This is a genomic window from Sphaerospermopsis sp. FACHB-1094 (assembly GCF_014696195.1).
GTDB lineage: Bacteria > Cyanobacteriota > Cyanobacteriia > Cyanobacteriales > Nostocaceae > Sphaerospermopsis > Sphaerospermopsis kisseleviana.
In genome coordinates, this window is record NZ_JACJPT010000022.1 from 1 (window position 1) to 15,000 (window position 15,000).

At 38.2% G+C, this 15,000-nt stretch carries 14 protein-coding genes, 1 other RNA gene and 1 pseudogene; 7 read left to right on the forward strand and 9 right to left on the reverse strand.

Annotated elements, in window-relative coordinates; translation table 11 throughout:
- Positions 1-184 precede the first annotated feature (184 nt).
- Positions 185-368, forward strand: a non-coding RNA gene (gene ssrS / locus H6F47_RS09435) — 6S RNA.
- A 130-nt stretch (positions 369-498) separates the two neighbouring features.
- Here ssrS and rsmH read toward each other — a convergent pair.
- The 4 genes from rsmH to H6F47_RS09455 all read right to left on the reverse strand — a co-directional run bounded on the left by rsmH (position 499) and on the right by H6F47_RS09455 (position 3,258).
- Complete coding sequence (gene rsmH / locus H6F47_RS09440) at positions 499-1,410, reverse strand: 16S rRNA (cytosine(1402)-N(4))-methyltransferase RsmH (RefSeq protein ID WP_190648845.1); 912 nt, start codon at positions 1,408-1,410, stop codon at positions 499-501.
- 71 nt (positions 1,411-1,481) lie between these two features.
- Positions 1,482-1,712, reverse strand: a complete 231-nt coding sequence (locus H6F47_RS09445; RefSeq protein WP_137668893.1) for a hypothetical protein — start codon at positions 1,710-1,712, stop codon at positions 1,482-1,484.
- A gap of 246 nt (positions 1,713-1,958) precedes the next feature.
- Positions 1,959-2,264 carry a DUF2887 domain-containing protein gene (locus tag H6F47_RS09450; RefSeq protein ID WP_190648849.1) on the reverse strand — a complete coding sequence of 102 codons (306 nt, stop codon included), beginning with the start codon at positions 2,262-2,264 and terminating at the stop codon, positions 1,959-1,961.
- Positions 2,265-2,298: 34 nt separating this feature from the next.
- Positions 2,299-3,258, reverse strand: coding sequence for a type ISP restriction/modification enzyme (locus tag H6F47_RS09455; RefSeq protein WP_190648852.1), 960 nt, complete (start codon positions 3,256-3,258; stop codon positions 2,299-2,301).
- Positions 3,259-3,639: 381 nt separating this feature from the next.
- Between H6F47_RS09455 and H6F47_RS09460 the strand changes: the two genes are divergently transcribed.
- From H6F47_RS09460 to H6F47_RS09470, 3 genes are all read left to right on the forward strand, one after another.
- Positions 3,640-4,824, forward strand: coding sequence for an NAD(P)H-quinone oxidoreductase subunit H (locus tag H6F47_RS09460; protein WP_137668891.1), 1,185 nt, complete (start codon positions 3,640-3,642; stop codon positions 4,822-4,824).
- Positions 4,825-5,182: 358 nt separating this feature from the next.
- Positions 5,183-5,737 (forward strand): GAF domain-containing protein, encoded by a 555-nt coding sequence (locus H6F47_RS09465; RefSeq protein ID WP_190648854.1) that lies wholly within the window; start codon positions 5,183-5,185, stop codon positions 5,735-5,737.
- A 24-nt stretch (positions 5,738-5,761) separates the two neighbouring features.
- Positions 5,762-7,015 (forward strand): class I SAM-dependent methyltransferase, encoded by a 1,254-nt coding sequence (locus tag H6F47_RS09470; protein ID WP_190648858.1) that lies wholly within the window; start codon positions 5,762-5,764, stop codon positions 7,013-7,015.
- Between the two features lie 265 nt (positions 7,016-7,280).
- On the opposite strand, the gene H6F47_RS09475 is transcribed toward H6F47_RS09470, so the two are convergent.
- Positions 7,281-7,424, reverse strand: coding sequence for a hypothetical protein (locus H6F47_RS09475; RefSeq protein WP_206755144.1), 144 nt, complete (start codon positions 7,422-7,424; stop codon positions 7,281-7,283).
- Between the two features lie 109 nt (positions 7,425-7,533).
- Here H6F47_RS09475 and H6F47_RS09480 point away from each other — a divergent pair, with 109 nt between their 5' ends.
- The gene (locus tag H6F47_RS09480) at positions 7,534-8,412 is read left to right on the forward strand and encodes an NAD(P)-dependent oxidoreductase (protein WP_137668931.1); all 879 of its coding nucleotides are present in this window, start codon (positions 7,534-7,536) and stop codon (positions 8,410-8,412) included.
- Positions 8,413-8,514: 102 nt separating this feature from the next.
- On the opposite strand, the gene H6F47_RS09485 is transcribed toward H6F47_RS09480, so the two are convergent.
- Complete coding sequence (locus H6F47_RS09485) at positions 8,515-9,027, reverse strand: single-stranded DNA-binding protein (RefSeq protein WP_096565217.1); 513 nt, start codon at positions 9,025-9,027, stop codon at positions 8,515-8,517.
- A gap of 127 nt (positions 9,028-9,154) precedes the next feature.
- Between H6F47_RS09485 and H6F47_RS09490 the strand changes: the two genes are divergently transcribed.
- On the forward strand, positions 9,155-9,319 hold the full coding sequence (locus H6F47_RS09490) for a pentapeptide repeat-containing protein (protein ID WP_096565219.1): 165 nt from the start codon (positions 9,155-9,157) through the stop codon (positions 9,317-9,319).
- Positions 9,320-9,463: 144 nt separating this feature from the next.
- Here H6F47_RS09490 and H6F47_RS09495 read toward each other — a convergent pair whose 3' ends face one another.
- Both H6F47_RS09495 and H6F47_RS09500 read right to left on the reverse strand, forming a co-directional pair.
- Complete coding sequence (locus H6F47_RS09495) at positions 9,464-10,804, reverse strand: TldD/PmbA family protein (RefSeq protein WP_190648864.1); 1,341 nt, start codon at positions 10,802-10,804, stop codon at positions 9,464-9,466.
- A gap of 108 nt (positions 10,805-10,912) precedes the next feature.
- Positions 10,913-12,385, reverse strand: a complete 1,473-nt coding sequence (locus tag H6F47_RS09500) for a TldD/PmbA family protein (RefSeq protein ID WP_137668928.1) — start codon at positions 12,383-12,385, stop codon at positions 10,913-10,915.
- 522 nt (positions 12,386-12,907) lie between these two features.
- On the opposite strand from H6F47_RS09500, the pseudogene H6F47_RS09505 reads away from it, so the two are divergent.
- Positions 12,908-13,108, forward strand: a pseudogene (locus H6F47_RS09505) (hypothetical protein); the annotation flags it as partial.
- Positions 13,109-13,304: 196 nt separating this feature from the next.
- On the opposite strand, the gene cimA reads toward H6F47_RS09505, so the two are convergent.
- Positions 13,305-14,963: a citramalate synthase gene (cimA, locus tag H6F47_RS09510; protein WP_190648902.1), complete on the reverse strand. Its 1,659-nt coding sequence runs from the start codon at positions 14,961-14,963 to the stop codon at positions 13,305-13,307.
- Positions 14,964-15,000 lie beyond the last annotated feature (37 nt).

A 15,000-nucleotide genomic window follows, 5' to 3' on the forward strand; every position in this document is an offset into this window, starting at 1 on the left:
GCGTCTGGCTAAGGCGTGAAAGTCTACTGAGGGATAACTGCTCCCATGCTCCCGTTGAAGTAGAAAGTAAAGTCTAGTTTTGTCTAGGTTTTATATAGCAGTAAAATAACCAACCATAACTGACAACTAAAAAATTTTTTCATTACCCTCTACACAAATCGGTTTTCACAGTTATAATGAATTAGTTACACTACGACGTTGGTGACTGCCCTCAAGTTTTTTGATCTATGTCTTTAACGAAAAGGGAACCAATTCGTTCTTGTGGCAGTAAACCGAGCTTGCACTCGGAAACTTTAAACAAGCAACACCCGTTCCCACCTGGTTTACCCAGGTCATAAACTTAGGTAAAACGGCGTTGTGGTGAACTTCAAAAGTTTTTAAAAACTAAAAACATTTCCGATCCCCAACTTATTCAAGAAGTCGGGGATCTTATTATTTATTATTATCATAACGGGCAAGATGCCCGTACCACAAGATTTTTACCACAAGATTTTTATTTTACTCACCTGCTGGGTTTTTTCTTTCTGCTATTCTCAACTTAGCAGAACGAGAACGCGGGTTATTTTTTATTTCCTCTTCTGTTGCAATAATTGGTTTTTTAGTTAAAACTCTTAATAGCTCTGAGTTTCTTAAACCGTGTTTGACTATTCTATCTTCTAAACTGTGAAAACTGATAATCGCACTTTTACCACCAGTAACCAGCGCGTGAGGTGCTTTTTCTATCAAAGTTTCCAATACTTTTAACTCATCATTAACCGCAATTCTTAAAGATTGAAAAACGCGAGTTGCAGGATGTATTCTTCCATGTCGATATTTAGGAGGAACAGAATAAAAAATTGCATCTGCTAATTCTGTAGTAGTTTGAAAAGGACGCTTTTCGATAATTCTCTTCGCTATTTTCCTAGAAAGTCTTTCTTCACCATATTTAAAAAATATATCCGCTAATTCTTGTTCATCCCATTCATTAATTATATCAGCAGCAGTTAAAGACTGTTGTTGATTCATTCGCATATCTAAATTAGCAGTATTTCTAAAACTAAAACCCCTTTCTGGGTTATCCAAATGATAGGAACTCACACCCAAATCTGCTAAAATGCCATCATAAGTATTTGCAGGAAATTGAAAATTAGCAAAATTGCTATGAATAAAATTCACCCTATTTCCAAACTCTGCTAAATTCTCCTGTGCAGCTTTTAAAGCATCCAAATCTTGATCAACTGCGGTAATTTTTGTGTTTTCAGCACTTTCTAATATTAACCGACTGTGGCCACCACCACCGACAGTTAAATCTAAATAATTTCCACCTGGTTGAATATTTAAACCTGTAATTACTTCCTGACTTAAAACAGGAATATGGGAAAATGTAAATTCATCTAAATCTATGGAGGTTTGTAAATCTGATGTATTCATTAATTTATTAAAGTGATGATTATTATTTGACGTAAAATCATTAATAATTAAACGCAGATAATTTAATTCTCCTAAGAAGCCAGTTTAGTGTTAATAAAACTAAAAATCCTTTCTAATTCTAATAAACCAGCTAACTCTGCTTTTTCATCAGAATTGAGCAAATTTTCTTTATTCTTTTCTAAAAGTTCTTCTAAACGAAGTTGTAATTCTTCAGTAAAAGAAAAAGGACGAAATTGATCTGCAAGATTCAGGTTTATTCCATTGGGTAGCCAAGATGAAGGATTTTTCATTAATTCTTGCATAAATTATGTCCCACCTTGATGTTTTTATTTCGCGTAGGCAGATTTGTTTTGATTGACAATCTCATTCTAACGTAAAACTACCGTATTTATCAATAATTTTATCAACATCTTCCATAATCTTAATAGTCTCCGACATGATAGTTAGTAGGGTGCGTTAGTGATAACGTAACGCACCAACTTGAGTTATAAAAATTTTCTGAATAAACCCATCAAATTGTATCACCACCTGATTTATTCATCCAATGTCTATTTATTATTTTGCTTTGTAATTGCTTGTTTTACCGCCTCGATATCTAACTCAAGTATACGCGCAATTTGTTCTAGATTTAGCCCCTCATTTAACAGTTTAGGAATAGTTTTTAACTTAGTTTCCAACTCTGTTTCTTCTTTTACTTCTTGATAAAATCGGGTTTGTTGCCATTCTGTTAATCCAAACATTGCTTCTAACTCCTGACGACTATAGGATGAGAATTTGTAAACTAACATTCTTTCTACTAATTCTAAAAGATTTCGACCCTTGGCCGCATCTGCTTTATTCACTTGGTTGATCAAAGTTTTTGCTCATATCTTGTTGTTATGTTAACTCTCATTCTAACGGAAAACCCCCATAATTTGCAATAATTTTATCAATATCTCCCATAATCTGAATAGTCTCCGATATAATAGAAATAATATTTTGATAATGAGTCAAATCATCAAAATTTAACTCTCTTCCCTTCCTATCTTTTAACCACTTTTGACAAACTTGATAACCACCTATATAAAAATTCCAGATTTGCGGAGGAACTTGATCAAAATACTGTTCAGAGTTTATCCAAACTTGTTGATGATTTTCATTATATTTAACCTGTTCCACAATATTAGAACCCGCAATAGGATAAGTGGAAATTTCCTTTCCTGTTACTTTCATTAAATGAAATTGTACTAATTTATCACCCTTTGCTACCAACTCCCAAAAAAGCGCAAGATTAGAAGTTAAAGGAAGACGGGGAAAATCAATCTTTAAAAATTCAGCGTAGCGTTGACGGTAAGTAGGAGAATGAAAAACAGCGTAAATATAATTAAAAATATCCTCTGGTCCAAAGGTTTGTTTTTGATTCCCTTTTCCATCAACAATAAATTCTAATCCTAATTTTTGGGAAAATTCTGTAATAAATTCTGGGGATAAATTTGGTTTACGATTCATCCCCATATCTTTTTCAGCTTGAGTTTCTGGATAGATATAAAGAGGGAAAACGAAACCATTATTTGAGGTTTTAGGAGACATACAAATTACTTCAACAATATTTTGAGTTATTTGTATATGTTGAAAAAATTCTCCTTTAGTCATGCGAGATGTGATAAAAGCTCTATTTTCTCCAGATATTAAATGACGCATAACCTGATTACGAGGCATACAATGAAAACCTCTGGATTTTCCCGTATAGTAAGTATATCTAATATCAAAAGGAAACTTCTTCAAAGCAGGACGATAACTATGCTCAGTAGCATTTTGAGATTGATAAACCTGACTAACTTCTTGAATATAAACCTGTAAATAATTCATAACAAAAACTCTTGCTTCTCTCTCTGCGACTCTGCGCCTCTGCGTGAGCCATAAAAATTAATTAGCCCAACGATAAAATAAATATATCTCAAACCCAGCAAAACCACCCAAACCTTAATAAAACTTAGATATAAACAACACCACCCGTCAAAAATTCCCCCCACCCCACAACCAAAGAGAAAATAAAAAAACCAGACTCACAATCCCTTGAATCGCCAGATCCCTATAATAATTGAAGAAGCAAGACAAAATAAAACATCAAGTACAACTCCAAACCTGCTATCCTGACAAGCTGAAAATTAGCAGATGCAGTAAATTGTATCTGGTTAGCATCTTGGCGGTTCAATACAAACTGTTGACAACGGGAGAACACCAAAATCTATGAGCAGAATAGAAACCCGCACTGAACCAATGGTGCTAAACATGGGTCCTCACCACCCTTCAATGCACGGGGTTCTGAGATTAATTATGACCTTAGACGGTGAAGATGTCGTTGACTGTGAACCAGTCATTGGTTATCTACACCGGGGGATGGAAAAAATAGCTGAAAACCGTTCCACCGTTATGTATGTTCCCTATGTTAGCCGTTGGGACTACGCAGCGGGGATGTTTAACGAAGCGGTGACAGTCAATGCACCAGAAAAATTAGCAGGTATTACAGTTCCCAAACGCGCTAGTTACATCCGTGTAATTATGCTGGAACTAAACCGCATCGCTAACCACCTATTATGGTTTGGTCCCTTCCTTGCAGACGTAGGCGCTCAAACTCCCTTCTTCTACCAGTTCCGGGAACGGGAAATGATTTATGACCTGTGGGAAGCGGCTACAGGTTATCGCATGGTAAATAACAACTATTTCCGTGTGGGTGGTGTAGCTGTTGATTTACCCTATGGTTGGGTAGATAAGTGTGAAGAGTTCTGTGACTACTTCCTCCCCAAAGTTGACGAATATGAACGCTTAGTTACCAATAACCCTATTTTCCGCCGTCGTATCGAAGGTATTGGGACTATTACCCGTGAAGAAGCAATTAACTGGGGTCTTTCTGGTCCAATGTTACGCGGTTCTGGGGTGAAGTGGGACTTGCGGAAGGTTGACCATTATGAATGTTACGACGATTTCGACTGGGATGTACAGTGGGAAACCACAGGTGATTGTCTCGCTCGTTACATGGTGCGGATGCGGGAAATGCGGGAATCTGTGAAAATCATCAAACAAGCTATCAAAGGTTTACCCGGTGGTCCCTATGAAAACCTGGAAGCTAAACGAATGATGGCTGGTCCAAAGTCAGAATGGGATGCGTTTGATTATCAGTATGTTGCTAAAAAAGTTGCTCCCACCTTCAAAATTCCCTCTGGTGAAATTTACTCCCGTGTAGAAAGCGGTAAAGGTGAACTGGGAATTTATTTGGTAGGTGATAATAATGTCTTCCCCTGGCGGTGGAAAATTCGCCCCGCAGACTTCAATAACCTGCAAATTCTCCCCTCTTTGTTACGTGGTGTGAAGGTAGCAGATGTTGTGGTTATTCTCGGTAGTATTGACGTAATTATGGGTTCTGTGGATAGATAAGCTTTCCCATTACGTCATAGATAGTTTGATATTTATTTTATATATAGAGGTGTGTTTTATTGCATCTCTATATTTTTTTATCTCTATTTTCTTATCTCTAAATATTAAGAAATTTAAAGTTTTACAAAAAAAAATAACTTAACATTTCAAATAATGAAAAAATGTTTTGTTTCTTAATAAATTTTCATTTTTCAACAAAAATATTTGTTAATTTTAATGTTTTGCAAAAAAATATCTAAGTAGGAGAATTTATGATTATAAAAATTCTTGAATTTGTAAATTAATTATTTTCTCTCAACTTGCTGATAAGCTACTATATAAATCAACACAATTTTTATGTAGTTTTTACCTGAAACCTGTGCAAATTCATTCTCAAGCTCAATTTGAAAGTATTCAAAATCAACATCAGCACCAACAACATATTGAAAAAGGTTTACAAACTCTACTGGATCGTCTGATAAAAAAGATTAATCGAGATAATTTAATCCGCAAAACCATACATCAAATTAGAGAAGCTTTACAGGTTGACCGCGTAGTTATTTATTACTTCTACGAGCAATGGCACGGTCAAGTAACATTTGAATCTTTAATTTCAAAAAAATTATCAATTTTAGGTTCAAAGGGAGCAGATAATTGCTTTAATAATGAATATGCGACCTTGTATTTAAATGGAAGAATAAGAGCGATCGCTGATATTGAATTAGAACCTATTCATCCTTGTCATCAAGATTTTCTGCGTAGTATCCAAGTACGTGCTAACTTAGTTGTACCAATTGTTATCCCTAGAGGTTTATGGGGTTTGCTGGTAGCTCATCAATGCCATAATTCTCGTTTATGGTCAAAAGCAGATATTGAAATTATGCAAAAAGGGGCGCAAACTTTAGCAACAAACTCTAAGATTTTAGAGAGTTAAAGAAAGTTAAATTTTTGATTTTTTATGGATTCTAACCCCGCATTATATCAAACTATAGCCAGTCACATTCTCACCAGTCCCCAAAAACGCATTACCTTTGCTGAGTACATGGACATGGTGTTATATCACCCAGACCAAGGCTATTATTCCAGTAATGCAGTTAACATAGGTTTTCAAGGTGGTGATTTTTTTACCTCATCAAGTTTATGTGATGATTTTGGTGAATTACTGGCTGTTCAATTTTACCAAATGTGGGAAAATTTAGATAGACCAAAATCTTTTGATCTGGTAGAAATGGGAGCAGGAATAGGTGTTTTAGCTTCCCAAATTCTCAATTATCTAAAAATTAATTATTCAGACTTTTTTGATGTCATAGAATATATTATTATTGAGAAATCACCCAGTTTAAGACAGGAACAACAACAAAAATTACAGGAATTTTCTGTGCGCTGGTTAAACTTAGAAGAAATCACACCTAACTCAATCATAGGTTGCTTTTTTTCTAATGAATTAATTGATGCTTTTCCTGTGCATCAGTTCACCATAGCAGAGGGAAAACTGCAAGAAATTTATGTAACTACATCCCAAGACCTAACCCCCCAACCGCCTTCCCTACAAGAGAAGGGGGATAACAATAATTTCCCTCATCTTGTAGGAGAGGGGTTAGGGAAAAAGTCAAATATTGAATTTATCGAAGTTGTTGGGGAAGCATCCACACCGCAGTTAGCAGAATATTTGCAGTTAGTGGGGATTGATATCAGCCAAAATGCTTATGAAGAAGGTTATCGCAGTGAAATTAATTTAGCCGCTTTGGACTGGTTGAGTATAGTGGCTGACTGCTTGCAGCGCGGGTATGTGCTAACAATTGATTATGGCTACCCTGCAAGTCGTTATTATCATCCCAGGCGATCGCAAGGAACTCTACAGTGCTACTACCAACATCGACATCATAATAACCCATACATCAACATCGGAAAACAAGATATCACCGCCCATGTTGACTTTACAGCTTTAGAAAAATGGGGAAAAAGATGCGGTTTAAATCAAGTGGGTTGGACACAACAAGGTTTATTTTTGATGGCTTTAGGTTTAGGAGAAAGAATAGCTGCCCTTTCCTATCAACAACAATCCATATCACAACTACTCAAACGCCGGGAAGCACTACACCAACTCATCTCCCCAGAAGGACTAGGTAACTTTGGGGTTCTCGTGCAAAGCAAAGGATTGACAGAAACAGAAACTAGGCGATCGCTCCAAGGACTAACTATACCAGAGTAGAGGGGATTGGTGATTCAATTTTGGATTTTGGATTTTGGATTTTGGATTGTTTTTCTTAACTCCAATCTAAAATCTAAAATCTAAAATTATCCTGACTCCTGACATTAAAACTATATTTGGTGAATCCTGATATCCGTCTTTCTTGGACTAGGATAACAGTGATTACTTCAAGTTAAAAACCTTGGCAAAGAAACAACTATGAATACTCATGATCTGATTGTCTTAGTAACCCTACTTAGCCCCGGCATCCTACTATCAGTTGTCATTATGGCAACTTTCGCAGCCGGAGGCTAATTTCTGGGGATTGGTGATTGGTGACTGGGGACTGGGGACTGGGGATTGGTGACTGGTGACTGGTGACTGGGGACTGGGGACTGGGGACTGGGAAGATAAATAACCCAATTACCAATTACCAATTACCAATTACCAATTACCAATTACCAATTACCAATTACCAATCACCAATTACCAATCACCAATTCCCTTTTTACTTACGATTTACCAAAGGAACGTGAAACATGAAGGTGGCATTTCTGGGAACTGGATTGATGGGACTACCGATGGCTCAAAGGTTATTAGCTGCCAATATAGAGCTAATTGCCTACAACCGCACCCCAGAAAAATTAGCACCATTACAAGCAGCAGGGGCAGCAATTGCCACAAAACCCCGTGAAGCAATTCGTTCTGCTGACTGTATAATTCTTATGCTATCTAACGCCGCAGCTATTTATCATGTCTTGCTCACAGATACTTCTTGGCATACTTTATCAGGACGCAGCATCATTCAAATGGGGACAACTACTCCCCAAGAAAGCCAAGAAATCAGAAATGCGGTAGTTGCGGCTGGTGGTGAATACATAGAAGCGCCTGTACTCGGTAGTATCCCAGAAGCGGAAACTGGCAAATTAATTGTCATGGTGGGTGGTGAAGAAGAACAATATCAACGCCATGTCAAATTACTATCAAATTTTGGACCCGATCCTGTATACATTGGACCTGTAGGATCAGCAGCATCCCTGACTTTAGCACTCAATCAACTCATTGCTTCCCTCACTACTAGCTTTGCCCTGAGTCTGGCTTTTGTCCAGTTGCAAGGCATTGATGTAGAATTATTTATGCGAGTCCTGCGGGACAGTAAACTTTATGCGCCTATCTTTGATCAAAATCTAAACCGGATGTTAGATGGCAATTATTCCAAAGCCAACTTACCCACCAAACAATTGATCAAAGAAATAGATTTATTTATCTCTGAAGCTAAATCCCTTGGTTTGAATCTCAGCAGTATTGAGGGTGTAAAACACATCTTACAGTCAGCAATGAAAATGTCCTATCCAGAAGATGATTATTCTTCTGTTTTCCCCGCTATTCGAGAATGGGGTGAAGCCAGCGGAGAGTAGGGGACAGGTGACAGGTGACAGGTGACAGGTGACAGGGTTAAGATGAATAACCCAATTACCAATTACCAATTACCAATTACCAATTACCAATCACCAATCACCTTAAAATGGAATGTCGTCTGGATCGGGTTCTGCTTCTGTCGTGGGTTGATAGGATGGAGGTTGAGAACTTACAGGTTGATAGGTAGGCTCTGGGGTGGTTGGTTGGGGTGCGGGATTTGTAAATGTTGTAGTTGGAGTTTGTGCAGGTCTGCTTGATTGATGATTGACAATCTCTAGGGGACGTTGTGCTGCTGGTTGATCCGTTGGTACACCTTTGCTTAAAGCATGAATCCGTTGTACTGTCAACTCAGCACGTTTTTCTTTAAATCCTTCGGGACGCTCAAAAGTATTCATCCCTAAGCGTCCTTCGATGATCACGCGATCGCCTGGATGATAATTTTGATGAATGTCTTTGGCTAAGTTACCCCAACTTACCACTTTTAACGGATGTGAGGGATCATCTGGCCGCAACCCCGCTACATGAACTATCATTTCTGTGATTTCCAAACCGTCGGGTGTGTGTCGCAGTTGGGGAGCATCATAAATTTCTGCCATTAAAATACAACTGTTCATAGTATTTCCTCCTATTAACTCAAACTTTACAATATTCGGGAAATTAATGATCTCAATTTAGCTTAACAGCCAAATTACACATAGCAGAAGTCAGGAGTCAGGAAAACCCTCTTTTAATGGGAGTTTCATGAATGCCTTATGCCAGACTGGGCTAACGATTGAGGCCAGAACAGACTTGAGAGGTGCTAATTTAAGTAAGGCAAATTTGTTCAAAGCAGAAATGAGTAGCACAAATATCATGGGTGCAAATTTGCGTGAAGCTGTAATGCCTGATGGCACAGTTCAATATTAGGTGACTGGTGACTGGTGACTGGTGACTGGGGAAGAAAATTTTAGATTTTAGATTTTAGATTTTAGATTTTAGATTGGAGATCACAAAAACAATCCAAAATCCAAAATCCAAAATCCAAAATAAAAAACTCCTGCCTCCTGAATATTACTCCCCAGTAATAGAAAGTTCACTTACCCAAACTCTAGGACAAACTCCCCCTGGTGTTAATTCCGCTTCCTTCTCTACATAAACAATAGATTTTAACAACTCCAGAAAATCACCTGCTACCGTTGCTGACTCTATACTAATTTTTTCACCTTTATTCACTAACCAACCATCAAAAGGCAAAGAAAACGAACCTTGTAAAGCTTTAACACCTGCATGGAGAGCTTGTAAATCATCAATTAAAATCACATTTTCCGCAGTTTCTAAACTTAATTCTTTTTCTGGTGTACCAGCGCCAAAAACATGATAAAAATTGGGACCAATGCTCACCTTTGCACCAATACTAGCATTACCTGTAGGTTGGGCATTTAACCGTTTTGCAGTTCCCGCACTATGTAAAAAGCTGGTTAACACACCTTTTTCTATTAACTTTACTTGACGGGTTGGTGTACCTTCACCATCAAAACTTTCTGCACCCACATTGGCAGGATGTAAAGCATCATCATAAACTGAAAGTAAAGGTGAAGCAATTTCTTTACCGATATCTTCAGTTGTGGATAAACTTTGATTATCCAGAATATTTTGGGCATTAAATAAATTAGAAAATGCACCCAATAAACTCAAGAAAGCTTCCGCAGAAAAAACCACTTGATATTTACCAGTTTTGATTTTTTCATAATGCAAATGACTGATAGTTTTATCTGCTGTTTCTTTGATACAACCAGCAATATCTAAATCAGCTAAATTCTCCTTAACTCGATATGCTCCTGCACTGCGGGGTTTTTTCCCTTCTTCCTCGGTTTTACTATACAGATAAACTGAAGCCAAAGAATGAGATTCCGTTCTTAAAGCACCATCACTATTAAGATAAAAACGGTCAATATCTCTTTGTGCTAAACCATTATAAGGCACTCCTGTAATGGCAGGATGAGCAGCTAAAAGTTCTTTTTCTGCTACTAATAGTTTTTCAATTAGTTCAGAAACAGGTGCTTGGGGTGCTTTGTCTTTAGGAGTGTATTCAATGGGAATTGTTGCTTGTGGACTAAAATCAGGAACGTTTTCTTTCACTCCAAAAAAACTTGCTTCGTAGGCAGTTTGTAAAGCTAATTCTAATCCTTTGGGATCTACATCTGTGGTACTGGTGACACCCATTGTATTTTCTTCATTCCAAACTCGAACTGTGACACCAGAACGGTTGGAAGCTTTTACTTGTTTGGGTTCTCCTTGGTCAACTTGCACGCTGGTATCGTCTACAGTTGAACCGTAAATGTCAAATTTTTTAATGCCTAGTTTTTGGGCGTTTTCTTGGGCGTATTTAGCGATTTCTTGAATGTTAGACATGATGCAATTTTGGATTTTAGATTTTGGATTTTTGAACGCAGATGAACGCAGATAAACGCAGATGATATGGTTTATCTGTTTTCATCGAAATGACTTTTATTTGTTGTTTTATCTGCCGCCGACGGTGATGGAATCAACTTTAATATGTGGTTGTCCTACTGTGGTGTAAATGCTGCCACTAACAGAACCACAAAAACCAGGTGCTAGTTCTAAATCTTTAGAACATAAGGAAATTTTGTTCATGATTTCTTTTGCTTCACCGATGAGGGTAGCACCTTTTAATGGTTTGGTAATTTTGCCATTTTCTATTAAATAAGCTTCGTCAACGCTAAAGTTAAATTGACCGGTTGCGCCTACACTTCCACCACCCATTTTTTTACAGTAAATACCTTTATCAATGGAAGCAAATAAATCTTCGTTGCTGTATTCGCCGGTATCAATATATGTGTTTCTCATGCGACTTGCAGCAGCAAATGTGTAATTTTGACGGCGACCACTGCCTGTTCTGGGGTGTCCAGTTCTTACTGAACCGGTTCTGTCAGCTAGGAAGTTTTTGAGAACGCCTTTTTCTATTAATAATGTTCTTTGGGCGGGCATTCCTTCGTCATCCATATCAATTGTGCCGAAGGCGTTGTCTGAGCGTCCTTCATCCCAGGCTGTTAAACTTTCATGGGCGATTTTTTCGCCTTTTTTATCTGCAAATGGTGTGGTTTTGCGTTCTATTTGGGTGGTTTCTAATAGGTGTCCGCAAGCTTCATGGAATATTACTCCCCCAAAATGATTGGCCATGATAATGGGGTAATTTCCTGATTCTACGTAATCTGCATATAGCATTTTACCCGCAGATTCGGCAATTTGTTCGGAAGCTTGTTGATAATCCCAGGTTTTCAGGAAGTTGGGGTCACTGGTGTTTCCTGAACGTTCACCGATGGAAGCACGGTTGGCACCATCAGCGCACAGAAGATTAAAGCCGACTGACTGGGTGAGGCGAATATCACGGGCAAATGTGCCATCACTGGCAGCAATTAATACTTCTTGCCAGTCACGGAAGTAAGTAGCGCGGCGAGACTGAACGTGGGTAGCTTTTTTGTTGAGTTGGGTAGTACCATCAAGAAGGATTTCTCCCATTTCGCGGATGGAACTGCATAAGGGGAGCCAGCCATCTTTACCGCGTTTGGTGGCGTAGTCTCTCAATAATTCTAGGTTGATTTCGGGGATGAAAGCAGTTGGTCCTGGCAGTTGTAATCCCAGGATGGAAAGACCTTTTTCTAAGGCTGCTTTTAGTCCAGCAAATGTCAGGTTATTGGTGCTAACGTAACAGTCGGCTTTGCCTCGAAATACTCTCACTCCTGCACCACTGGCTAAACTGGGTGAGATGCTGGTGATGGTATCGTCTTCTGCTAAACAACTAATGTAGTTACGACGTTCTAAGAAAAATTCTACAAAATCTGCACCAGCAGCGCGTCCTAGTCCCAAAAGGGTGGCCAGGGGCGCTTCCCAGGTGTCGTCGAAGCGTTCTGTTGTTGATGAATACTGTAAACTGGGGAGTTGATTGGAAAGAAGTAGGGTATTTGTAAGCATGAATGGCCTCGTCTGCTGGCTTTTTGACTGAAAATATCCTGGTGTGTTTAGTCTAACAAATCCATCAAAGTCACTGTGGGCATTTAGGCTGTAGAGGTTTCCTCACTTTATTATCTTGGTTTTTTTTCTCACGCAGAGGCGCAGAGTCGCAGAGAGGTATAAGTAAGAGGTATAAGTAATTTGTATGGGATTTGGGAAAAAAAAGATTTCTATCAATAAGGGTGGGTGTTTTCTCAAGATTATTGAGAATGATGTCAATAATTTAACGAGTTTTGGTAATTTCAGCTAGGGGGTTGACAGTTGTTCTGAGTTTTGCTATATTTTTATTATATCTAGAAATCTGTCCGCGCCATATATAACAGGTTTTAGATAACAGGTTTTGAAGTGTTGAAGTTAAGATTCGCAGGATTTAAGAATTTGCATACTGGAATTTTCTGTAATTTTCTATAGTTTGATGAGAATTTGGTAAGATGAGAGAATAAATTAGGATTTTGGTTTTTTGATGGTTTGAGGTTAGAAGCGATGACTCAGGAATTGATAGACCTCAGAAATAATATTTTACAAGGACGTTACGCAGAAGCTTTAGAAATTGTAGATGAATTGGCAGGAATGAGTAAACAAGCTATTCTGCGAAATATCCAATCTTATTTAAAAATTTTATTGATTCATTTGATTAAAAATCAAGTGGAACAGAGATTAACTGCATCTTGGGTTGCTTCTATTACGGTAAATTTTTGGCATTGTCAAGTCTTAAAACAAAAAAAATCACAAAAATCCTGAAAATGGGGATTTTGAGATTTCATGCAGTGGGAAAAAGAGCGATCGCCAAATTATAAATCATCAAAATTACTGTAAATTCTGTGAATCCTGTAATCCTGGATATCCTGATTTTGACCATTTGATCACATTTATATCACTGCTAAATTTTCAATGCTTTTTCTGCTTGGAAATGCAGCAACAACCCATATTCCAAACCTTCTACTACAGCTTGATAAGAAGCTTCTAAAATATTAGCAGAAACTCCGATAGTTGTCCAGCGTTGTTGACCATTTCCCGACTCAACCAAAGCGCGTGTTTTTGCAGATGTTCCTCTATTTCCGTTGAGTATTCTTACCTTATAATCAGTCAATTCAAAATCGGCAATTTGTGGATAAAAATTCATCAAAGCTTTGCGTAAAGCAGCATCCAAAGCTGCAACAGGACCATTACCTTCTGCTGCTTCCAGAATATTTTGACCATTCACAGCTACTTTAATTGTAGCTAAAGAATTGGTGCTTTTTTTCCCTTCCACCAAATCACAATTAACATGAAAACCTTGAACTTCAAAAAACTCCTGTCTTAGTCCTAAAGCTGTATACATTAATAGAGCAAAACTAGCTTCCGCAGCTTCAAATTGATAACCTTCACTTTCCAAGTCTTTCATGCGTTGAAGAATGTGTTTAGTTTGGGGATCGTTTTTATCTAATTCTATTCCCAAAGTTCGAGCTTTAGCTAAAACATTGCTTAAACCAGACTGTTCAGAAATGACAATGCGACGACGATTTCCTACCTGTTCAGGTGTAATATGTTCATAAGTTAAAGGATTACGTTCCACCGCAGAAACATGAATCCCTCCTTTGTGAGCAAAAGCTGAACGTCCTACATAGGGTGCATGATCATCAGGTGCGAGATTGACAACTTCACTAACAAAACGACTGGTTTCTGTAAGTTGATGTAGCTGGTGTTCACTGATACAGCTATAACCAAGTTTTAGCTGTAAATTAGGAATCAGAGAACACAGGTTAGCATTACCGCAGCGTTCACCATAACCATTTATAGTCCCTTGTACCATTTTTGCACCTGCCATCACTGCTGCTATAGCATTAGCAACTGCCATTTCCGAATCATTATGAGTATGTATTCCTATGTGGGGGATTGGTGATTGGTGATTGGTGATTGGTGATTGGGTAAGAGTTTTTTCTGTATTTCCTATTTCCCTGACGACAACTGAGACAATTTGAGAAACTTCATGGGGTAAAGTTCCGCCATTGGTATCACATAAAACTAACCATTCCGCCCCTGCTTTTGCTGCTGTTTTGATTGTTTGTAAAGCATAATGAGGATTTTGCTTATAACCATCAAACCAATGTTCAGCATCATAAATTATACGCCGTCCTTGAGAGATTAAATACTCAATCGTGTCGCGGATCATGGCTAAATTTTCATCCAGACTGGTCTTGAGTCCTTCTATAACGTGCAAATCCCAAGATTTTCCAAAAATTGTCACCCAGCGTGTACCAGCCGCCAAAATCGCTTGTAACATGGGTTCATCACTGGCTTGGGTATGAGGACGACGGGTGGAACAGAAGGGAACTATTTCCGCTTGTTTGAGGGGGTTTTCTTGGAGTTGCCAGAAAAACTGGACATCTTTAGGATTCGCCCCTGGCCAACCACCTTCAATAAATGGTATACCTAGTTGATCTAGTCTGTGGGCAATGCGTAATTTATCTTCTATAGACACTGATAAACCTTCCCGTTGAGTACCATCACGGAGAGTAGTGTCATATAACGAAATTTGAGGAGAGGTAGTTTTGCTCATAAGTTGTGATTGGTGATTGGTGATTGGTAATTGGTAA

Excerpts from the sequence above, each read along its gene's own strand:
- rsmH (WP_190648845.1), bottom strand. The coding sequence starts at position 1,410 with ATGAATACATCAGATTTACAAACCTCCATAGATTTAGATGAATTTACA.
- H6F47_RS09445 (WP_137668893.1), bottom strand. The coding sequence starts at position 1,712 with ATGCAAGAATTAATGAAAAATCCTTCATCTTGGCTACCCAATGGAATA.
- H6F47_RS09455 (WP_190648852.1), bottom strand. The coding sequence starts at position 3,258 with ATGAATTATTTACAGGTTTATATTCAAGAAGTTAGTCAGGTTTATCAA.
- H6F47_RS09460 (WP_137668891.1), top strand. The coding sequence starts at position 3,640 with ATGAGCAGAATAGAAACCCGCACTGAACCAATGGTGCTAAACATGGGT.
- H6F47_RS09470 (WP_190648858.1), top strand. The coding sequence starts at position 5,762 with ATGGATTCTAACCCCGCATTATATCAAACTATAGCCAGTCACATTCTC.
- H6F47_RS09480 (WP_137668931.1), top strand. The coding sequence starts at position 7,534 with ATGAAGGTGGCATTTCTGGGAACTGGATTGATGGGACTACCGATGGCT.
- H6F47_RS09485 (WP_096565217.1), bottom strand. The coding sequence starts at position 9,027 with ATGAACAGTTGTATTTTAATGGCAGAAATTTATGATGCTCCCCAACTG.
- H6F47_RS09490 (WP_096565219.1), top strand. The coding sequence starts at position 9,155 with ATGAATGCCTTATGCCAGACTGGGCTAACGATTGAGGCCAGAACAGAC.
- H6F47_RS09495 (WP_190648864.1), bottom strand. The coding sequence starts at position 10,804 with ATGTCTAACATTCAAGAAATCGCTAAATACGCCCAAGAAAACGCCCAA.
- H6F47_RS09500 (WP_137668928.1), bottom strand. The coding sequence starts at position 12,385 with ATGCTTACAAATACCCTACTTCTTTCCAATCAACTCCCCAGTTTACAG.
- cimA (WP_190648902.1), bottom strand. The coding sequence starts at position 14,963 with ATGAGCAAAACTACCTCTCCTCAAATTTCGTTATATGACACTACTCTC.